At 54.7% G+C, this 21413-nt stretch carries 18 protein-coding genes; 8 read left to right on the plus strand and 10 right to left on the minus strand.

Annotated features, from left to right (window positions below):
• Positions 1-213: 213 nt before the first annotated feature.
• Positions 214-1254, plus strand: coding sequence for a GMP reductase (locus NIM72_RS15425; protein WP_161731603.1), 1041 nt, complete (start codon positions 214-216; stop codon positions 1252-1254).
• A gap of 25 nt (positions 1255-1279) precedes the next feature.
• Here the strand turns inward: NIM72_RS15425 and hofC are convergent, their stop codons facing one another.
• The 4 genes from hofC to nadC all read right to left on the minus strand — a co-directional run bounded on the left by hofC (position 1280) and on the right by nadC (position 5370).
• On the minus strand, positions 1280-2479 hold the full coding sequence (gene hofC, locus NIM72_RS15430; RefSeq protein ID WP_253421081.1) for a protein transport protein HofC: 1200 nt from the start codon (positions 2477-2479) through the stop codon (positions 1280-1282).
• Positions 2472-3857 carry a type II secretion system protein GspE gene (gene gspE / locus NIM72_RS15435; RefSeq protein WP_253421084.1) on the minus strand — a complete coding sequence of 462 codons (1386 nt, stop codon included), beginning with the start codon at positions 3855-3857 and terminating at the stop codon, positions 2472-2474. Before gspE ends, hofC begins: the two co-directional genes overlap by 8 nt.
• Positions 3844-4299 carry a prepilin peptidase-dependent pilin gene (ppdD, locus tag NIM72_RS15440; RefSeq protein ID WP_253421087.1) on the minus strand — a complete coding sequence of 152 codons (456 nt, stop codon included), beginning with the start codon at positions 4297-4299 and terminating at the stop codon, positions 3844-3846. The genes gspE and ppdD overlap by 14 nt, the downstream gene beginning before the upstream one ends.
• A 174-nt stretch (positions 4300-4473) precedes the next feature.
• The gene (gene nadC / locus NIM72_RS15445) at positions 4474-5370 is read right to left on the minus strand and encodes a carboxylating nicotinate-nucleotide diphosphorylase (RefSeq protein WP_222925501.1); all 897 of its coding nucleotides are present in this window, start codon (positions 5368-5370) and stop codon (positions 4474-4476) included.
• 197 nt (positions 5371-5567) lie between these two features.
• On the opposite strand from nadC, the gene ampD reads away from it, so the two are divergent.
• Both ampD and ampE read left to right on the plus strand, forming a co-directional pair.
• Complete coding sequence (gene ampD / locus NIM72_RS15450) at positions 5568-6119, plus strand: 1,6-anhydro-N-acetylmuramyl-L-alanine amidase AmpD (RefSeq protein ID WP_161731595.1); 552 nt, start codon at positions 5568-5570, stop codon at positions 6117-6119.
• Positions 6120-6135: 16 nt separating this feature from the next.
• Positions 6136-6990, plus strand: coding sequence for a beta-lactamase regulator AmpE (gene ampE, locus NIM72_RS15455; RefSeq protein ID WP_161731593.1), 855 nt, complete (start codon positions 6136-6138; stop codon positions 6988-6990).
• On the opposite strand, the gene NIM72_RS15460 is transcribed toward ampE, so the two are convergent.
• The 4 genes from NIM72_RS15460 to aroP form a co-directional block, all read right to left on the minus strand.
• Positions 6972-7931, minus strand: coding sequence for a family 43 glycosylhydrolase (locus NIM72_RS15460; RefSeq protein WP_253421089.1), 960 nt, complete (start codon positions 7929-7931; stop codon positions 6972-6974). The genes ampE and NIM72_RS15460 overlap by 19 nt on opposite strands.
• Entirely contained in the window at positions 7928-9340 is a 1413-nt protein-coding gene (locus tag NIM72_RS15465; protein WP_161731589.1) for a glycoside-pentoside-hexuronide (GPH):cation symporter, read from the minus strand. Before NIM72_RS15465 ends, NIM72_RS15460 begins: the two co-directional genes overlap by 4 nt.
• Before the next feature lie 177 nt (positions 9341-9517).
• Positions 9518-9763, minus strand: coding sequence for a hypothetical protein (locus NIM72_RS15470; protein WP_222924547.1), 246 nt, complete (start codon positions 9761-9763; stop codon positions 9518-9520).
• 124 nt (positions 9764-9887) lie between these two features.
• Positions 9888-11243: an aromatic amino acid transporter AroP gene (gene aroP / locus NIM72_RS15475; RefSeq protein WP_161731585.1), complete on the minus strand. Its 1356-nt coding sequence runs from the start codon at positions 11241-11243 to the stop codon at positions 9888-9890.
• Positions 11244-11758: 515 nt separating this feature from the next.
• Here aroP and pdhR point away from each other — a divergent pair.
• The 4 genes from pdhR (at position 11759) to lpdA (ending at position 18795) form a co-directional block, all read left to right on the plus strand.
• A complete protein-coding gene (gene pdhR, locus NIM72_RS15480; RefSeq protein WP_033731582.1) occupies positions 11759-12523 on the plus strand; it encodes a pyruvate dehydrogenase complex transcriptional repressor PdhR in 765 nt (254 codons plus the stop codon).
• A 101-nt stretch (positions 12524-12624) separates the two neighbouring features.
• On the plus strand, positions 12625-15291 hold the full coding sequence (aceE, locus tag NIM72_RS15485; RefSeq protein WP_161731583.1) for a pyruvate dehydrogenase (acetyl-transferring), homodimeric type: 2667 nt from the start codon (positions 12625-12627) through the stop codon (positions 15289-15291).
• Between the two features lie 14 nt (positions 15292-15305).
• The gene (aceF, locus tag NIM72_RS15490) at positions 15306-17210 is read left to right on the plus strand and encodes a pyruvate dehydrogenase complex dihydrolipoyllysine-residue acetyltransferase (RefSeq protein ID WP_161731581.1); all 1905 of its coding nucleotides are present in this window, start codon (positions 15306-15308) and stop codon (positions 17208-17210) included.
• Between the two features lie 160 nt (positions 17211-17370).
• Positions 17371-18795, plus strand: a complete 1425-nt coding sequence (gene lpdA / locus NIM72_RS15495; RefSeq protein WP_253422113.1) for a dihydrolipoyl dehydrogenase — start codon at positions 17371-17373, stop codon at positions 18793-18795.
• Between the two features lie 264 nt (positions 18796-19059).
• Here the strand turns inward: lpdA and NIM72_RS15500 are convergent, their stop codons facing one another.
• Both NIM72_RS15500 and NIM72_RS15505 read right to left on the minus strand, forming a co-directional pair.
• The gene (locus NIM72_RS15500; protein WP_253421091.1) at positions 19060-19695 is read right to left on the minus strand and encodes a hypothetical protein; all 636 of its coding nucleotides are present in this window, start codon (positions 19693-19695) and stop codon (positions 19060-19062) included.
• 142 nt (positions 19696-19837) lie between these two features.
• Positions 19838-20737 (minus strand): LysR family transcriptional regulator, encoded by a 900-nt coding sequence (locus tag NIM72_RS15505; protein WP_253421093.1) that lies wholly within the window; start codon positions 20735-20737, stop codon positions 19838-19840.
• A 105-nt stretch (positions 20738-20842) separates the two neighbouring features.
• Between NIM72_RS15505 and NIM72_RS15510 the strand changes: the two genes are divergently transcribed.
• Complete coding sequence (locus tag NIM72_RS15510) at positions 20843-21352, plus strand: phenolic acid decarboxylase (RefSeq protein ID WP_010253965.1); 510 nt, start codon at positions 20843-20845, stop codon at positions 21350-21352.
• Positions 21353-21413 lie beyond the last annotated feature (61 nt).

The following is a 21413-nucleotide window of genomic DNA, read 5'->3' on the forward strand; positions in this document are numbered from 1 at the left end:
TCCGACATAGGTTCAGGGTAATGATCTGGCTAAAAAAGGCAAAAATGCGCGGCAGATCACACCGATAAAGCACAACTAAATTTAACGGATTGTAGCGTAAATAAAGTGTAATTCGCAGTCTTGTCGCGCAGCGAGAGGCGCGTATCATAACGTCACTGGAGCTGTGCTTACTTCGTGAACGACGATTCATTGCCACTTACCAGGACACTGTTTATGCGTATTGAAGAAGATTTGAAACTGGGCTTTAAAGATGTCTTGATCCGCCCCAAACGTTCAACGCTGCAAAGTCGCTCACAGGTTGAGCTTGAGCGCAGCTTTACCTTCAGACATTCAGGTCTCAGCTGGAGCGGCGTACCGATCATCGCCGCCAACATGGATACCGTCGGCACATTTTCAATGGCTGAGGCGCTGGCCAGCTTCAATATCCTCACTGCCGTCCATAAGCATTACAGCGCAGACGACTGGCGGGCGTTTATTCAGCGCGTCCCCGCGACGGTATTGAAACATGTGATGGTTTCAACCGGCACGTCAGAAGCCGACCTCACTAAACTGGTCGCGATTATGGCGCTGTCTGACGATCTGCAGTTTATCTGCATTGACGTGGCCAACGGCTACTCACAGCATTTTGTCGATTTCCTGCAGCGTGCACGTGAAACCTTCCCGACTAAAACTATCTGTGCCGGAAACGTGGTCACAGGCGAAATGGTAGAGGAGCTCATCCTCTCCGGCGCGGATATCGTCAAAGTCGGTATTGGCCCGGGTTCGGTCTGTACAACCCGGGTGAAAACCGGCGTGGGCTATCCGCAGCTTTCTGCAGTCATTGAGTGTGCCGATGCGGCGCATGGCTTAAGCGGACAGATTGTCAGTGATGGCGGTTGTTCCGTGCCGGGTGATATTGCCAAAGCCTTTGGCGGCGGCGCTGACTTTGTGATGCTGGGTGGCATGCTGGCAGCACATGATGAGTGTGAAGGGCAGGTCGTCGAAGAGAATGGCGAAAGCTTTATGCTCTTTTACGGCATGAGTTCCGAATCAGCGATGAAGCGTCACGTTGGTGGTGTCGCCCAGTACCGTGCCGCCGAAGGTAAAACGGTGAAACTGCCATTGCGGGGGCCGGTCGCTGACACCGCGCGCGATATTCTGGGTGGACTGCGTTCTGCCTGTACTTACGTCGGAGCGGAGCGCCTGAAAGAGCTGACCAAGCGCACGACCTTTATCCGCGTTAACGAGCAGGAGAACCGGGTCTTCAACCGATAGGCATCCGGGGCGCAGCCCGCGCCCCTTAATGCATTACATCCCCCAGCCCGAACACCGGCAGATACATTGCAATCACCAGCGTGCCGACAATGCCGCCAATCACCACCATCATTATCGGTTCCAGCGACGCCGCCAGTGTGTCAGCGCGCTCTCGTGTTTCTGCCTCATGCCATTCCGCCAGCCGGGCCAGCATCAAATCCAGTGCGCCCGCCTCTTCCCCAACCCGAACCAGCTGACCACATAAGGGCGTGAACAGCGGATGCTGCATCAGCGCCTGATGCAGAGGACTCCCCTGGGCAATATGCTGCTGCAGTCCGGCCATCGCTTCCCGCCAGAGTAATGAGGAGAGCGTGACTTCAACAGCAGCCAGTCCCTGTAACAGCGTTAACCCGGCTCGCTGTGTCAGATTCAGAATGGTGTAGATCTGCGTCAGCTGCGTGCCACGCCATAACCCGGAAAGCAGCGGGATGCGCAGGAAAATCGCCTGCTCACGGCGTTGCCAGCCCACAGAGCGTCGTCGTAACTGATGCCAGGCCACCAGCATCAGCGATACGCCGATGGCTAACACCGCTCCCCACTCCTGAAGTGCGGCAGATAACTGCATGACCGTGGCTGTAAAAGCGGGCAGAGGCGCGTCAAAAGAGTCATACACCGCAACGAACTCTGGCAGCACGAACAGCAACATGCCGCAGGTGACAGCGATTGCCACCAGCAGAATGAAGAGCGGATAGCGTAACGCCTTTGCCAACTGATGCCATAACTGCTGCTGGCGGATCTGCTGCTGAGCCAACTCACTGCAGCAAACATCCAGCTGCCCCGTCAGTTCGCCCACTTCCATCAGCGCCGGGTAGAGCGGCGGAAAAATCTGCGGCCATTCACGCAAAGCCTGTGAAAAAGGGGCACCGCTGAGTACCCGATGATGAAGGGCGAGCATCAGAGCCCGCCAGCCTGCATGAGGATGCCCCTCAGCCAGTAAAGCCAGACTTTCTGCCAGTGGCAGGCCCGCTTTGAGCAGGGTAGCCAGCTGACGAATCAGATCGGTTTTGTGCTGCCACGTCCAGTCCCTCTGACGCCAGATTTTTTCCCGCTTCCAGCTCACCGGCAGAAGATCGCGCTGCTCCAGGATGAGTAGCAGGTTGTCAGTGTCGACAGCCAGTAGCTGACCACTGAGTAACTGGCCCTTGCTGTCGACCGCCTGCCAGCTGAATAAAGCTGCGTTAGCCATCGTCCAGCCCAATCACCCGTTGCATCTCTTCCAGCGAGGTATCGCCCCGGCTTACCGCTTCCAGGCCGGAAACCAGTAAAGTGCGCAATCCTTGCTGTTTCGCCAGATTGAGGAGATTCTCCAGCGGCATCTCGGCTGCAATCGCATTCTGCAGCCTGGCATTGATCGGCAGAAGTTCAAACAGCGCCAGCCGACCAAAATAACCGGAAAAGCAGTGGTCGCAGCCGGACGCCCGCCAGGTTTGCAGGGTGCCGGGCCAGAGTTCCGCAGGATAGTGCGCCACCGCCTCAGCGGGTTGACGGCAATGGGGGCAGAGGCGCCGCACCAGACGCTGCGCAACAATCAGTTTCAGCGCCGACCCCAGCAGATAACCGGGAATCCCCATCTGTCGCAGCCGGGTCAGCGTCTCGGCGGTGGAGTTAGTGTGCAGCGTTGACAGTACCAGATGCCCGGTCTGCGCCGCTTTCACCGCAATCTCCGCTGTTTCGGCATCGCGGATCTCGCCCACCATGATCACATCCGGATCCTGTCTCAGCAGCGCCCGCAGCACACGGTTAAAATCAAGACCGTTTTTAGTGTGGATCTGTGTCTGGTGAATGCCGGGCAGCGGAATCTCAATCGGATCTTCAACGCTGCACAGATTTTTTTCTGGTTTATTCAGGGCACTGAGTCCGCTATAAAGCGTAAACGTCTTGCCGCTGCCGGTGGGGCCGGTGACCAGGATCAGTCCCTGCGGCTGGGCCAGTGCGGCACAGAACCGACGCAACTGGGCAGCCGGTAAGCCGAGCTTATCCAGAGACAGCGCCGCGCTTTCACTCTGCAGCAGCCGGACCACCGCTTTCTCGCCACCATAGATGGGTAAGGTCGCCAGGCGAAAAGAGGCGGGTTTACCGGCAATCTCCATGCTGAACTGACCATCCTGCGGTAACCGGCGTTCGGCGATATCCAGCCCGCCAAGGATCTTCAGTCGTGCCAGCAACGCCGCAGGCTGAGTGAAAGGCAGTGAAGAGAGCGGATGCAGTACGCCATCAATACGCAGTCGCACACGCAGACCCTCGCGGCAGGGTTCGATATGCACATCGGAGGCCCGTCGCTCCAGTGCCTGACGCAGGATGAGCTGTGTCGCTTCTATTGCTGACTCGGTGGGTGTCTCTTCGCGCGCCACCAGCCCTTTATCAGCGTGCTGGAGCTGGTCAAGCCGGGCCTGCGGCCAGCATTCGATCTCAATCTGACACTGGCTGGCAAAATTGAGCGCTTCAGCCAGTCCGGGCGGCACGCTCTCCGCAACGGCAACGCGCAGCAGACTGGCATCATGGTGCAGAACCAGAGCGCGATAGCGCTGGCATAATGCCATAATCGTCTCATCAGGCTTGCTCATCGCTGGCTCCTTTATCCGCAAAGCGGAATTGTTCCCGGCAATTGTCCCGCAGGCTGGTGTTACTGCTGGTGCAGCTGCGTTGCCAGCTGATGCCGCCCTCTATGCTGTCCCAGATTGGCAACATTTCAACACTCAGGCCATTCAGACTCTCCTGGCCAGTCAGCGTAATCACCCCGTTGGTTACGCTCAGTGCCGAGACATAGCGCGATCCTCTGGCGGCAGGAATACCCGCTTCTCCGGCCTGGCACTGCGTCGGGCCGCCGCGCTCCATGGCGCAAAGCTCTACGGCGGTTTTAAAGGGCACCATGGTTTGCAGCATGTCGGTAAGGGCAGCACGCTGCAGATAATTTTGATAAGCGGGCAGGCCGATGGCACTTAAGATTGCCACAATACCCACCACAATCATCAGTTCAACCAGCGTAAATCCACGTTGATAATTCATCACATCGTCTCCGTATTAAGAAGGCGACAGGGTAAAAATCGGGGACGGTGAAAGACAGTCAGAGATCGGCGAACTGGAAAGCATGATGTGAAGAGATTTCAGACTTACAGCGCAGTCGAAACTGCGCCGGAAGCGGGATCGCAAAATCGCTGTATTGAGTGACGGCGAGGCAGGCTATTTTTGTTTAAAGCGCATCGAGAGATCCAGCGCCCGCACATGCTTGGTCAGCGCACCGACCGAGACGTAGTCCACGCCGGTCAGGGCGATCTGTGGCAGGGTGGTTTCGGTGACGTTGCCGGAGACCTCCAGCAGCGTCCGCCCCTGGTTGAGTTCGACGGCTTCACGCATCGCTTCCAGGCTGAAGTTATCCAGCATCACGATATCGGCTTCCGCTTCCAGCGCCTGACATAACTCCTCCAGCGATTCCACCTCAACTTCAACCGGCACATCGGGCTGCAGCCATTGCGCTCTTTCCACTGCCTGCTGAATCGAGCCGCTGGCAATAATATGGTTCTCTTTGATGAGATAAGCGTCAGAGAGACCCAGGCGATGATTGCTGCCTCCGCCGCACAGTACCGCATATTTCAGCGCAGTCCGCAGTCCGGGCAGGGTTTTACGCGTGTCCAGCAGTTGCGTCTGGCTTCCCGCCAGCAGCGCGACATAGCGGCTGACTTCGGTGGCAACGCCTGAGAGCGTCTGCACAAAATTAAGCGCCGTTCGCTCGGCGGTCAGCAGCAGCCGGGCAGGCCCCTCGATTTCAAACAGCAACTGGTCAGCCTCGATCTGATCACCATCTTCAACATGCCAGATCAGGGTCGCGTGCGAGCCGAGCTGAATGAAGACCTCTTCAACCCAGCGTTTACCACAAAAAACACCGGCTTCACGGGTGATGACCTGCGCATGGGCCTGGGTTTCAGCAGGTAACAGCTGCGCAGTAATGTCGCGTTCAGCGTCGATTTCACCACCGAGATCCTCTTTTAACGCCAGCGCAACCGCATCCGGAATGTCACTTTCACTACGTTTAATCAGTGCGTGACGGCGATTGTCGGGATCATAACCACGGGATGACATAGGCATTTTACTCCAGAAACAGAAAGGACAGAGGCGGTCACAATAGCCTGAACCGGCATCAGGTTCCAGCAACGGATGGTATTTTGTTTAGTATCCTTAACAATGGGCAATTTAATGTCACCGGACCGACACACTAAGAGGCAAGAATCCTTTATTATTCATGCTATTCTCAGCCTGGTGATATAAGGAAAAGCGGTATGAAAATCAAACAGGGCTGGCTGACCGGTGTGCGTCACGTGCCGTCAACACACTGCAATGAACGCCCTGACAATGAGGTGCCTTCACTGCTGGTGATCCACAATATCAGCCTGCCACCCGGTGAATTTGGCGGACCCTGGATCGACAGACTGTTTACCGGCACATTACCGCCTGATGCCCATCCCTATTTTGCGGATATCGCCGCGCTGAAAGTGGCAGCACACTGCCTGATTCGTCGTGACGGGGAGATCGTGCAGTATGTCCCTTTTGACAAACGCGCCTGGCATGCAGGCATTTCGCAGTTCGAAGGACGTGAGAACTGCAACGACTTCTCCATCGGTATTGAGCTGGAAGGAACTGACAGCGAGCCGTATAGCGAGGCGCAATATCGGGCCTTGCAGCAGGTCACGCAGTTACTGCTGCAACACTATCCGGTAACGCCTGCACGTATCACGGGGCACAGCGATATCGCGCCGGTACGCAAAACCGATCCCGGGCCTGCTTTTGACTGGGACTACTACAAACAGCTGTTAACGCAGCAAAAATCCTGATTTTTGCGGAGTCAGTATGACGTTGTTTACCTTGTTGTTGGTTTTAGGCTGGGAGCGCCTGTTTAAACTGGGCGAGCACTGGCAGCTCGAACACCGGCTGGAGCCGATTTTTCGCCATCGTCGCCATTACTCCATGATGCGTACTTTGCTGATGACCCTACTGGCAATGGCGCTGACCGCACTGGTGGTCTGGAGTCTGAAAGGATTGCTGTTTGGCGTGCTGCAGTTGCTGTTCTGGATTGTTGCCGGACTGCTCTGTATCGGTGCCGGCTCAGTGCGTCAGCACTACCATAACTATCTGAAGGCGGCCAGCCATGACGACGACGCGGCACATCAAGCGATGGCGGCTGAGCTGACGCTGATCCATGGTGTGCCGGTGGAGTGCAGCGAGCGTGAGTTTCTGCGCGAGCTGCAGAATGCGCTGATCTGGATAAACTTCCGTTTCTATCTCGCCCCGATGTTCTGGCTGGTGGTGGGTGGCCCGTGGGGGCCGGTGCTGCTGGTGGGTTACGCGTTTCTGCGCGCCTGGCAAGGCTGGCTGGCAAAATTCGGCACACCAATGGCGCGAGCGCAATCAGGCGTGGATGCGATTCTGCATTTGCTCGACTGGATCCCGGTGCGGCTGGCGGGTGTCGCTTACGCGCTGCTGGGCCATGGCGAAAAAGCGCTGCCCGCCTGGTTTGCCTCGCTGACCGATCGTCACCGTTCTCAGTATCACGTGCTGACGACGCTGGCGCAGTTCTCACTGTCGCGCGATCCGCACACCGATAAAGTTGAAACGCCACGGGTGGCCGTGGCGTTAGCGAAACGGACTTCGCTGGTGCTGGTTGTTGCCGTCGCGTTGCTGACGATTTACGGCACGCTGGTGTAATCAGCAGGTGGCACGCCGAAATCAGGCGTGCCATCTTCCCGCCAGCTGAAATATTTCAGTCGGGTATGGCGGTTCGGATCCCATAACGGATCGCCTTCAATTTCAGTGTAGTTACGCGCGTGGTACACCAGTACGTCGCGTCCTGCCTCATCCTGGGTAAAACTGTTGTGGCCCGGCCCGTACTGGTGGTTGTCCCAGCTGGTCACAAATACCGGACGCGCTGATTTCTGCCAGGCTGCGACATCAAGCGGGTTGGCATTCGCGGCAATCGACAGTATCCCCAGACAGTAATTTTCATCGGTGGCGCTGGCGGAATAGGTCACAAATAGCCGATCGCCGTGACGGATAACCGCCGGTCCTTCATTAACGCTGAACCCTGCACACTCCCACTCATATTCCGGCCGGCTCAGCATTACGGGCGTACCTTTTAGCGTCCAGGGATTCAGCAGCTCATCCAGGTAGAGGTTAGAGTTGCCGGGAATCAGGGGATCTTTCTGCGCCCAGAGATACCAGTTTTTGCCCTGATGCACGAAGTGGGTTGCATCCAGTGAGAAGCTGTCCAGGTGGGTGAAGACCCTGCGGCAGGGCTGCCATTCGCCCTGCAACGGATCTGCCGCCTCACACACCAGCGCATACATCCGGTGCTGAAACAGTCCCTCTTTGATTTCGCGTGTGGGTGCTGCTGCGAAATAGATGACCCACTGTCCGTTAATGTAGTGCAGCTCAGGTGCCCAGATTAACTCGCTAAAGGGGCCGCTCTCGGGCTTGCGCCAGACGACCACCGGCTCGGCGCTGCGCAGGCCGGCCAGCGTCGTGGCGCGACGGATCTCCAGCCGGTCATACTCAGGCACCGATGCCACAAAGTAATAGTACTGTTCATGACGCAAAATAAAGGGGTCGGCACGCTGCTCGATAAAAGGATTCGACAAGATTGCGGTCATTTAACATCTCCGGTTGGCGTGACAACACCGTCGCGCAGGCGAACAGTGTGTAACTCATGGAAGTTTTCGCGGCGCAGCGCGAGATCCTGCTGGATGGTAATCATCATTTTGCGGTCGACCTTCATCAGTCGTACCACACCTGCGGTAATCAGATAGCCGACGCCAGGAATAATGGTGAAGAGCAGCATGATGCCGTTAATCGCCTCAGGTGACTGCTGCTTAGCGCCCGCATTGTAGCCATAGATCGACAGCAGAAAGCCGACCATCGCACCGGCCACTGCCAGCCCTACCTTAAGGAAAAAGAGGTTGCCGGAAAAGCTGATACCGGTAATGCGTTTGCCGGTTTTCCATTCGCCGTAGTCATCCACATCGGCCATCAGTGACCAGTGCAGCGGAGAGGGGATTTGATGCAGAATGTTCAGCACAAAATAGGCGACCACCACCATCACGGTAGCGTGGGGATCGATCCAGTAGAAGGCGCTGGAAAAAAGGGCCAGTGCGATATTGGTCCAGAAGAAGACTTTGAGTTTGCACCAGCGATCGGTGAGCAGTTTTGCCAGCGTGCTGCCGACCATCATGCCAATGACTCCCAGGCTGATAAACAGCGTGGCAAAGTGCGTTGACTGGCCCATGACCCAGGTCACGTAATACATGGTGGCCGCCATGCGGATGAAGCCAGGGCAGACGTTACAGAAGGTGAGCAGCAGAATGCGCACCCATTGGTCATTTTTCCAGACATCACGCAGATCTTTCTTCAGATCATCATTACTCGGCACGGCCGGGCGGATACGTTCACGTACCGTGGCAAAGCAGAACAGAAACATTGCCAGGCCAATGGTTGCCAGTACCGCCATCGCCATCTGGTAGCCGCGCGCTTTGTCTTCGCCACCGAACCACTCTGCCATCGGCAGCAGGGACAGAGAGAGTATCAGCGTGGCGATGCCGACCATGACAAAGCGATAAGACTGACAGGAGACACGCTCACCGGGGTCGTTGGTAATCACGCCGCCCAGAGAACAGTAAGGAATGTTAATCGCTGTGTAAGTTAGCGACATCAGGAAATAGGTGACGAAGGCCCAGATCACCTTGTTGTGGTAAGTCCAGTCTGGCGTGGTGAACATCAGTACGCTGAAGACCACATAGGGCACGGAAACCCACAGCAGCCAGGGACGAAAACGGCCCCAGCGACTCTGGGTGCGATCGGCGATGGCACCCATAATCGGATCGGTGACTGCATCGAGCACCCTGACCGAGAGCAACAGAGTTCCCACCAGCGCCGGAGCCAGCCCGAAAACATCGGTATAGAAGTAGTTCAGGAACAACATGATGGCACCGCCAATCATGTTGCATCCGGCATCGCCCATGCCATAACCCAGCTTTTCTTTAAATGAGAGTGCTGCGGGCTTCATTTTGCTTCTCCTGCAAACCGTGAAGCCAGTGATTATTAGGGTCGAAGCCGTCTGTGACGCAGCAGCAATTGGTTACAAAGATGGACAAAACAGGCGGGCGCAAAAAAATGTGAACTGGTACGCACCAGCGAGCCAGTTCACATTAGTTTATAGAGGGTATTTTTAACGAAAGGGTGTTTACGCAGCGCTTTTGTTCTGGCCTTCAACCAGTCCGCCAACGAAGCTGCCGAGCCAGCCACCAATATTGCCAAAGAGAGTGCTGGCAACAGAACCTACTAAACCGGAAATAAATGGCACCGGGATCAGGGAGCCGAGTATGTTACCGATTAATGAACCGGCCTGCTTACCCACGGTGGTAGTAATATCCTGAATCATGCCACAGCCACTTACGGCCAAAATTTCTGATGGTGCGAGTTCCCGCATAATAATTTTTTCCTTAATCAGGTTAGAAGCAGGAAAAAATTACCATCTCAAGCCAGTAATAAAAATAGTAATAGAGCTAAAGTGGCCGGTGCGCCTGACAGCGCGCACCGGATGAGCAAAAAGATCAGGCTTTCTGCGTCTGGTTCTTAATAAAGTAACCAATACCCAGAATGACCAGCCAGACCGGGATAAGCCAGACAGAGATCGCCATGCCCGGCGTGGTCACCATCAGCACCAGAATCGCCGCCAGGAAGACCAGGCAAATCCAGTTACCCGCCGGATAGAGCAGCGCTTTGAAGCGGGTGGTGACGCCCTGCTGATCTTTCTTACGACGGAACTTGAGGTGCGCCAGGCTGATCATTGCCCAGTTGATGACCAGCGCGGAGACGACCAGCGACATCAGCAGGCCAAACGCTTCGCCCGGCATCAGGTAGTTGATCAGCACGCACAGTGCAGTGGCAACAGCCGAGACCAGAATCGTTAACACCGGCACACCGCGACGATCGACTTTCAGCAGCGCTTTCGGCGCATTGCCCTGCTGTGCCAGACCAAACAGCATACGGCTGTTGCAGTAAACGCAGCTGTTATAGACCGACAGGGCCGCCGTCAGGATCACCACGTTCAGCGCATTCGCCACCATGGCATCGCCCAGCTCGTGGAAGATAAAGACAAACGGGCTGACTTCTGACGTGACACGACTCCACGGCATCAGAGACAGCAGCACTGCCAACGAACCAATGTAGAAAATCAGGATACGCCACAGCACCTGGTTAGTTGCTTTTGGAATGCTCACTTCCGGGTTATCAGCCTCTGCTGCGGTGATACCTACCAGCTCCAGTCCGCCGAACGAGAACATGATAATTGCCATGACCGCGACGAGACCGCCGATGCCATGCGGGAAAAAGCCGCCCTGTTCCCACAGGTTGCGCACGGTCGCCTGCGGACCCGCGTGACCGCCGAACAGCAGCCAGCCACCGAACAGAATCATGCCGATGACCGCAACCACTTTAATGATGGCGAACCAGAACTCCATCTCACCGAACACTTTCACGTTGGTCAGGTTGATGGCGTTGATCATCACGAAGAAGATGGCGGCTGAGGCCCAGGTAGGAAAGTCTGGCCACCAGAACTGGATATATTTACCAACGGCAGTAAGTTCTGCCATGGCAACCAGTACGTAAAGGACCCAGTAGTTCCAGCCTGAGGCGAACCCGGCAAAGTTGCCCCAGTATTTATACGCGAAGTGGCTGAAGCTGCCGGCGACCGGCTCTTCCACCACCATTTCACCCAGCTGACGCATGATTAAAAAGGCAATAAAACCGGCAATCGCATAGCCCAGAATAACGGCCGGTCCGGCGGATTCAATGACCGATGCGCTGCCCAGAAACAGCCCGGTTCCCACTGCACCACCCAGCGCGATGAGCTGAATATGGCGGTTCTTAAGACCACGTTTCAGCGCTTCGCCTTGCTGTTGTTCCATACAAACCTCGTGATGTTTTTATTCTTCGTTCGCAGCGCAGTCCGCTGTAATGAAGTAGTTACAATAACGTATTGATTATTTTACGGTATCCGGCGTGCTGAATGCTGCCATCTGCTACCCTGGCGACAAGAATAGTGATAAGCGGATCGCTTTGCACCTGCTTTCGCCTTTCGTGCTGAGAGTTGACTGAAAAAACGCCGTCCTGGTCACGTCTGCCCACAGCAACTTCTGCCATGAAATGCCGTTAATGACGAATAGGTTTCACTTATGCCTGCCGCTGCGCTAACGCGCTAAGCGGGTGTAAGGTTTGGTAAAAGTGAAATTATTTAACATTTGTGGCAACGCGAATTTTTCATTTTTTTAACCGCAAGTTAGCGCCAGCACAGGCTTTGGGGGCAGGTGAATGTCGCAGACACCATATAGACACAAGGTGAATACTTTGTTACTTTACCGGCACCTCTTTGCAATTGGTATTACCAATTTACTCCGGACGATTGGCTTAATAAGAAGGGACGATGGCTTACAGTAAGATTCGCCAACCTAAGCTCTCCGACGCTATCGAGCAACAGCTCGAATCGCTGATTATGGAAGGGACCCTGCGTCCGGGAGAGAAGCTGCTGCCTGAGCGCGAACTCGCTAAACAATTCGATGTCTCACGTCCGTCCCTCCGCGAAGCGATCCAGCGCTTAGAAGCCAAAGGATTATTGCTGCGCCGACAGGGTGGCGGAACATTTGTACAGGAGCATCTCTGGCAAAGCATGAGCGATCCCCTCGTTGAGCTTCTCGCCGACCATCCGGAATCACAGTTTGATCTGCTGGAAACGCGCCATGCCTTAGAGGGCATCGCGGCTTATTACGCGGCACTGCGCGGCACAGAGGAAGACCTGCTGCGCATTCGCGACTGCCATGTGAATATCCAGCAGGCGCAGGATAGCGGCGACTTAGACGCCGAAGCGGACGCAGTGATGCAGTATCAGATCGCTGTCACAGAAGCGGCCCATAATGTTGTGCTTTTACATTTGCTACGCTCAATGGGCCCTATGCTGGAACAAAACGTCCGTCAGAATTTCGAATTGCTCTACTCGCGCCGGGAAATGCTGGCAAAAGTGAGCGGTCACCGCGCCAGAATCTTTGAGGCGATTGTGGCCCGTGAGCCAGAAAAAGCGCGCGAGGCTTCACACCGTCACCTGGCGTTCATAGAGGAAATCTTGCTGGACAGAAGTCGGGAGCAGAGCCGTCGGGAACGCTCCCTGCGTCGTTTACAGCAACGTAAGGAATAACGTGCGACAAAGATCGTACTGACATCAGACGAGCCTGCCGGCATCTGCTTTAACAGGCTCCCGATTATTCAACGTATTAGACACAGATAAGGAACACACCCATGTCAGAACGTTTACACAATGACGTGGATCCGATTGAAACTCGTGACTGGCTACAGGCGATCGAATCGGTCATCCGTGAAGAAGGTGTTGAACGTGCACAGTATCTGATTGATCAGGTACTGGGTGCAGCCCGCAAAGGCGGCGTAAAAGTGGCTGCAGGTTCGTCTGCAATCAGCAACTATATCAACTCTATTGCCGTTGAAGATGAACCCGATTATCCGGGCAACACCTCTCTTGAACGTCGTATCCGTTCCGCAATCCGCTGGAACGCCATCATGTCGGTGCTGCGCGCGTCGAAGAAAGATCTGGAACTCGGTGGCCACATGTCCTCCTTCCAGTCTTCTGCGACGATTTATGAAGTGTGCTTCAACCACTTCTTCCGCGCGCGCAGTGAGAAGGATGGCGGCGATCTGGTCTATTTCCAGGGCCACATCTCTCCGGGTATCTATGCCCGTGCGTTCCTTGAAGGTCGCCTGACCGAAGATCAGATGAATAACTTCCGTCAGGAAGTTGATGGCAAAGGCCTCTCTTCTTATCCGCACCCGAAATTAATGCCGGAGTTCTGGCAGTTCCCGACCGTATCAATGGGTCTGGGTCCATTGTCAGCGATCTATCAGGCGAAGTTCCTGAAGTATCTGGAACACCGTGGCCTGAAAGACACCTCTGCCCAGACCGTTTACGCCTTCCTGGGTGACGGTGAGATGGATGAGCCGGAATCAAAAGGTGCGATCACCATCGCCACCCGTGAAAAACTGGATAATCTGGTCTTCATCATCAACTGCAACCTGCAGCGTCTGGATGGCCCGGTAACCGGTAATGGTAAGATCATCAACGAGCTGGAAGGCATCTTTGCCGGTGCTGGCTGGGAAGTGATCAAGGTCATCTGGGGCGGTCGCTGGGACGAGCTGCTGCGCAAAGATACCAGCGGTAAGCTGATTCAGCTGATGAACGAAACCGTTGACGGTGACTACCAGACCTTCAAATCCCGTGATGGTGCCTACGTGCGTGAGCACTTCTTTGGCAAGTATCCGGAAACCGCGGCGCTGGTTAAAGATATGTCCGATGATGAAATCTGGGCATTGAACCGTGGCGGCCACGATCCGAAGAAAATCTATGCGGCACTGAAAAAAGCGCAGGATACCAAAGGCAAGCCAGTACTGATCCTGGCGCATACCATCAAAGGTTATGGTATGGGCGACACCGCGGAAGGCAAAAACATTGCCCACCAGGTGAAGAAGATGAACATGGATGGCGTACGCTATATCCGTGATCGCTTTAACGTGCCGGTTGCTGACGATAAAATCGAAGAACTGCCGTACGTCACCTTTGAGAAAGGCTCAGAAGAGCATACTTATCTGCACGGTCAGCGTGAGAAGTTAGGCGGTTACCTGCCAACGCGTCAGCCGAAGTTCACTGAAAAGCTGGAAATGCCAGCACTCGAAGAGTTCAGTGCGCTGCTGGATGAGCAGAACAAAGAGATCTCGACCACTATCGCCTTTGTGCGTGCCCTGAACGTGATGCTGAAGAACAAGTCGATCAAAGATCGTCTGGTTCCGATCCTCGCCGATGAAGCGCGTACCTTTGGTATGGAAGGTCTGTTCCGTCAGATCGGTATCTACAGCCCGAACGGTCAGCAGTATACCCCGCAGGACCGCGAGCAGGTTGCCTACTACAAAGAAGACGAGAAAGGCCAGATTCTGCAGGAAGGGATCAACGAGCTGGGCGCAGGTTCATCCTGGCTGGCTGCGGCGACCTCATACAGCACCAACAACCTGCCGATGATCCCGTTCTACATCTATTACTCGATGTTCGGCTTCCAGCGTATTGGCGATCTGATGTGGCTGGCGGGCGACCAGCAGGCGCGCGGCTTCCTGGTCGGCGGTACCTCAGGCCGTACGACGCTGAACGGCGAAGGTCTGCAGCATGAAGATGGTCACAGCCATATTCAGTCTCTGACTATCCCGAACTGTATCTCTTACGATCCATCTTACGCTTATGAAGTCGCAGTCATCATGCATGACGGTCTGGTGCGTATGTATGGCGAAGCGCAGGAGAACGTTTACTACTACATCACCACGCTGAATGAAAACTACCATATGCCAGCAATGCCGCAGGGCGTTGAAGAAGGTATCCGTAAGGGTATCTATAAGCTGGAAACGGTAGAAGGCAGCAAAGGTAAAGTGCAGCTGCTGGGCTCAGGTTCTATCCTGCGTCACGTTCGTGAAGCTGCGCAGATCCTGGCGAAAGATTACGGTATCGGCTCTGATGTCTACAGCGTGACCTCGTTCACCGAGCTGGCGCGTGATGGCCAGGATTGTGAGCGCTGGAACATGCTGCATCCGACTGAAGAAGCGCGCGTACCTTACATCGCTCAGGTGATGAACGACGCACCCGCTGTTGCTTCAACCGACTACATGAAACTGTTCGCTGAGCAGGTTCGTAGCTATGTCCCGGCCAGCGATTATCGCGTACTGGGTACCGATGGCTTTGGTCGCTCTGACAGCCGTGAGAATCTGCGTCATCACTTCGAAGTGGATGCATCTTATGTGGTGGTTGCCGCGCTGGGTGAGCTGGCTAAACGCGGCGAGATCGAGAAGAAAGTGGTGGCCGATGCGATCACCAAATTCAATATCGATGCCGATAAAGTTAACCCGCGTCTGGCTTAAGAGGTAATAGAGTAATGGCTATCGAAATTAAGGTACCGGATATCGGGTCTGACGAAGTTGAAGTCACCGAGATTCTGGTGAAAGTTGGCGACAAGGTGGAAGCCGAGCAGTCGCTGATCACCGTGGAAGGCGACAAAGCCTCAATGGAAGTGCCGTCGCCACAGGCTGGCGTAGTGAAAGAGATTAAGATCTCTACCGGTGACAAAGTTGAGACCGGCTCACTGATCATGGTGTTTGATGCTGAAGGCGCTGCGGAAGCAGCACCAGCACCGGCCGCAGAGAAAAAAGCGGACGCGGCGCCTGCGCCAGCCGCTGCTGCGGCGACGGCCAGCAAAGAAGTGGCTGTGCCGGATATCGGCGGTGATGAAGTCGAAGTCACTGAGATTCTGGTGAAGGTTGGCGACAAAGTTGAAGCCGAGCAGTCACTGATTGTGGTGGAAGGTGATAAAGCCTCAATGGAAGTTCCGGCTCCGTTCGCGGGTGTGGTCAAAGAGATCACCATTGCGACCGGCGACAAAGTCAGCACCGGTTCAGCCATCATGGTCTTTGAAGCAGAAGGCGCAGCACCGGCCTCTGATGCGAAGCCAGAAGTGAAAGAAGAAGCAGCATCGGCACCCGCTGCTGCTGCAGGCGCAAAAGAGGTCAACGTTCCGGATATCGGCGGTGATGAAGTCGAAGTTACCGAGATCCTGGTCAAAGTTGGCGACAAAGTTGAGGCTGAGCAGTCACTGATCGTGGTTGAAGGCGACAAAGCCTCAATGGAAGTCCCTGCGCCGTTTGCAGGTACTGTCAAAGAGCTGAAAGTCGCCACGGGCGATAAAGTCAGCACCGGCTCACTGATCATGGTGTTCGAAGTCGAAGGTGCTGCTCCGGCCGCCCCTGCGGCCGCGAAACAGGACGCCGCTCCGGCGCCTGCTGCGAAATCTGAGGCTAAGCCAGCCGCCGCGGCGCCAGCAGCCAAAGCCAACAGCAAAGGTGAGTTCGCAGAGAACGACGCTTACGTTCACGCGACCCCGGTGATCCGTCGCCTGGCGCGCGAGTTCGGTGTTAACCTGGCGAAAGTCAAAGGCACCGGCCGTAAAGGTCGCATTCTGAAAGAAGACGTGCAGACTTACGTGAAAGAGGCCGTGAAACGCGCTGAAGCAGCGCCTGCTGCGGCAAGCGGCGGTGGTCTGCCGGGCATGCTGCCATGGCCGAAAGTTGATTTCAGTAAGTTTGGCGAAATCGAAGAAGTCGAACTGGGTCGTATCCAGAAAATTTCTGGCGCGAACCTGAGCCGTAACTGGGTGATGATCCCGCACGTTACGCATTTCGACAAAACCGATATCACCGATCTGGAAGCGTTCCGTAAGCAGCAGAATGCTGAAGCAGAGAAGCGTAAGCTGGATGTGAAATACACGCCTGTCGTGTTCATCATGAAAGCGGTCGCGGCGGCGCTTGAGCAGATGCCACGCTTCAACAGCTCGCTGTCTGAAGATGCGCAGAAACTGACGCTGAAGAAATATATCAACATCGGTGTGGCGGTTGATACGCCAAACGGCCTGGTTGTTCCGGTCTTCAAAGACGTGAACAAGAAAGGCATCACCGAGCTGTCGCGTGAACTGATGGCGATTTCGAAGAAAGCGCGTGACGGTAAGCTGACAGCGGGCGACATGCAGGGCGGATGTTTCACCATCTCCAGCCTGGGCGGCCTGGGTACCACACACTTCGCGCCGATCGTTAACGCGCCGGAAGTGGCTATCCTGGGTGTCTCTAAATCGGCGATGGAGCCGGTGTGGAATGGTAAAGAGTTTACGCCGCGTCTGATGATGCCGATTTCTCTCTCCTTCGACCACCGCGTGATCGACGGTGCTGATGGTGCGCGATTCATCACCATTATCGGCAATATGTTGTCTGACATTCGTCGTTTAGTTATGTAAATGTGAAGAAGGCCGGCGGATGCCGGCCTTCCTTTAACGATTCGTCGCGCCGCTGTTGGCAGTTTGTTAACAATTCTGTAAACTCTTGCGGTGAAAGTCCCGGTGGAATAAGGGCATTATAAGAACGTCTGACCCGCCGGATATCAATTAAGAGGTCATGATGAGTACAGAGATTAAAACCCAGGTCGTGGTACTTGGGGCAGGTCCTGCAGGTTACTCTGCAGCCTTCCGTTGTGCGGATTTAGGTCTGGAAACCGTACTGGTAGAGCGTTACAGCACCCTCGGTGGTGTTTGTCTGAACGTCGGTTGTATCCCATCTAAAGCGCTGCTGCACGTTGCTAAAGTGATTGAAGAGGCAAAAGCCCTTGAAGAGCACGGCATTGTGTTTGGCCAGCCATCTACTGATATCAACAAGATTCGCAGCTGGAAAGAGAAGGTTATCAACCAGTTGACTGGCGGCCTGTCAGGTATGGCAAAAGGTCGTAAAGTCACCGTGGTGAATGGCCTGGGCAAATTCACCGGTGCTAACACCCTGGTGGTTGAAGGAGAAGGCGGCGCGACCACCATCAACTTCGATAATGCTATCATCGCTGCGGGTTCACGCCCAATCGAACTGCCATTCATTCCACATGAAGATCCACGCGTCTGGGACTCTACCGATGCGCTGGAACTGAAAGAAGTGCCAAAGCGTCTGCTGGTTATGGGCGGCGGCATCATCGGTCTGGAAATGGCGACGGTCTATCACGCGCTGGGTTCAGAAATCGATGTGGTTGAGATGTTCGACCAGGTTATCCCGGCTGCGGATAAAGACGTAGTGAAAGTCTTTACCAAAAAAATCAGCAAGAAATTTAACCTGATGCTGGAAACCAAAGTGACCGCCGTTGAAGCAAAAGACGATGGCATTTACGTTTCCATGGAAGGTAAAAAGGCACCAGGCGAAGCGCAGCGTTATGATGCCGTGCTGGTGGCGATCGGTCGTGTGCCGAACGGTAAAGGTCTGGATGCCGGTAAAGCGGGCGTGGAAGTGGACGATCGCGGCTTCATCCGCGTCGACAAGCAGATGCGCACTAACGTGCCACACATCTATGCTATCGGCGACATCGTCGGTCAGCCAATGCTGGCGCATAAAGGCGTGCATGAAGGCCACGTTGCGGCAGAAGTGATCTCTGGTCTGAAGCACTACTTCGATCCGAAAGTGATCCCTTCGATTGCCTATACTGAGCCAGAAGTTGCCTGGGTCGGTCTGACCGAGAAAGAAGCGAAAGAGAAGGGCATCAGCTACGAGACCTCCACCTTCCCGTGGGCTGCCTCTGGCCGTGCTATCGCTTCAGATTGTGCAGACGGCATGACCAAGCTGATTTTCGACAAAGAGACGCACCGTGTTATCGGTGGTGCGATTGTTGGTACTAACGGCGGCGAGCTGTTAGGCGAAATAGGTCTGGCCATTGAGATGGGTTGTGATGCGGAAGATATCGCGCTGACCATCCACGCTCACCCGACCCTGCATGAATCAGTGGGTCTGGCCGCAGAAATCTTCGAAGGTAGCATCACCGATCTGCCTAACGCCAAAGCGAAGAAAAAGTAAGTTTCTGCTGCTGCAAAGAGAAAGCTCCCGTTATGGGGGCTTTTTTTTCGCTGTCATTTTGATCATAAGTGTCAGTAGATTCTGCCATTCATTCCTCTGACAGACACGTTAGGCCGAGGGAAAATCGCCCGGAATCGCACTTCAATATTACTGATATTCAGCTTTTGTGCTGCCGGACTAGCAATGACAGTAAGCCGTTAACCCCTAACCGTGAAGCGGTGTGTCAAAAAGCCCGGGCAGGGGAAAGGTGGGACATCAGAACGGCTAGATAGATTTAAGAGAAGGCATGTTACCTGCCAGGAATGTGCGGATGGCATTGTCGATGACTTCACGCGTCAGCTCTGACTCTGCGACGATAATTTGCAGACCAATACCATTGCGATAGCCATGCTGGATGCGATAACCAGGGGTGATTACGGGTGGAGTGTCGCGGAGAATATCTGCCACGCGCTTATTAATGTAATCATGATATGTCATCCCGCCGAACTGGGGATAAGCAACGCGGGTGCGCTTTACCTGCTTATAGCTGACAATCTTTCCTTTCGCGTCATAGCTGGACACTGTCTCTGAACGGAATTCATCCTCCAGTTGGGTCTGGTCAAGCATTGCAGTGGCCTCATTGAGTACCCGGTTTTCGATGATATCCATGCGAGCGACATCAGCAGTAACGATCTCAGCGTTCCAATAGATGGTGGGATCTTGATCATCCAGGAAAAGTACATCACTCCAGGTCCAGACCCAGCCCGCCGCAATAGCCTCTGCGTTTTCAGAATCACAATCATCGTAATGTAGCCCACCGCAGCGCTCACGCTCGCGATGGATAAGATTTTTGATGTGCTGAACACGCGTGCGACGGTGGCGGCGGGAAAGTGAGGTGAAAGGCTTGAATTTGCGGGTCATGGGTTACTCTGCGCAATTTATGCTGGGAGGAATCCAGCCCCGCAGTTTAGCGAAAGGAAATGATGAGAGCTAGCGAAATAGCGGGGTTATAAGGAGCGAGCGGCCAGAAAGAGCTGCTGTACGCGTGCCCTTCGATTTACGTTCAGCGACGCACTTCCCACGCCGCCACCCGTTCAACAAACATCTGCGCCAGTTCAGCAATAGCGCTGTTGCCGGGCAGCCTCTCTTCATTGATGTACATCACCAGCGTACTACTGCGCCGGCGACCCTGGAGCAGCGGCAGGGGACGGAGTTCACCGCTCTCTAAGAGCCCCGCGATATTCTGTTCCGGCAGCCAGCCATAGCCTAGCTGGTGCTGGACCGCTTCAATCGCTGCCGACAGGGTAGTGAATGACCAGTTTTCTGCCTGATCGCCACTCACCTCTGACTGCTGCTGTTGCTGGCGATCCAGAATGGTAATACAGGGCCAGCGCGCCAGTGTGGCAGCATTAAGCGGGGCAGGTTCACTGTGCAGCGGGTGATGGCGATGCGCCACGGCAACGAAATCGACGCTCATCAGGCTTTCGCCAGCCAATGGTTCAGCGCCATATTGCGCCACCAGCCAGAGATCGGCCTGTTGTTCCGCCAGCCTGTCTGGCGTTTCGCTGCGGACAATTTCGCTGAACCAGATGCGCACATGTGGATAGCGTTGCTGAAATATACTGAGCACGTCGAACAGCAGAGGTTTAGGAAAAGTAGCATCTACCATTAAATCAATGCGCGAACGTTCACCCCGTCTCAGGGCACTGGCCTTAGCTTCGAGCGCGCTAAATCCTTCCAGCAGTGGACGTACCTGCGCAAGTAACTGATGTCCTTCAGCACTCAGAACGGCACGGCGTCCCACCTGCTCCAGCAGTTCCATGTCCAGCCGTTGTTGAAGCAGACCCAGCTGATAGCTTAATGAGGACTGGCTACGATTATTTTTCTCCGCTGCCAGCGCAAAACTCCCTTCCTTTACGACGGCGTCGAGCAGATACCATTGTTCCAGCGTTGTTTTGTACATGACAACCCATCTAAAAATTGAATTATTTAGTGCTAAAAATAGCGTTATTCATCGCTTTTGTAACGCGCAATAATCACCTCAAGGAAAACAAATGAGGAATTCATTATGAGCACTTTTGATAAACATGACCTGTCTGGCATCGTTGGCAAACATCTGGTTTACACCTATGACAATGGCTGGAATTACGAGCTTTACATTAAAAATGCCAGCACCATCGACTATCGCATTCACAGTGGCATGGTCGGCAATCGCTGGGTTAAAAACCAGCATGTTTATGTGGTTCGCCTGGCACAGGATGTCTATAAAGTTTCCTGGACTGAACCCACCGGCACTGATGTCAGCCTGGCCGTCAATCTGGCGGATAAAATTTTCCACGGCACCATCTTTTTCCCACGCTGGGTCATGAACAATCCGGAAAAAACCGTCTGCTTCCAGAATGATCATCTGGAAGAGATGGCGAAATTCCGCGAAGCGGGCCCGGCTTATCCAACCGAAGTGATTGATGAGTTCGCGACGCTGACCGTAATCCGCGATGTCGGTGAAAACAACGAAAGCGTCATTGACTGTCCGCCTGATCAGCTGCCCGCCAATTTTCCGGAAAACCTGAAAAATTAAGAGTGAACAGAAGAGGTCATCATGACCTCTTCTGCTTAGTTGTTTCTGACGTGCAGCTTCT

The sequence above is a fragment of the Pantoea sp. B550 genome (assembly GCF_024158165.1).
Classification (GTDB): Bacteria; Pseudomonadota; Gammaproteobacteria; order Enterobacterales; family Enterobacteriaceae; genus Pantoea; species Pantoea alfalfae.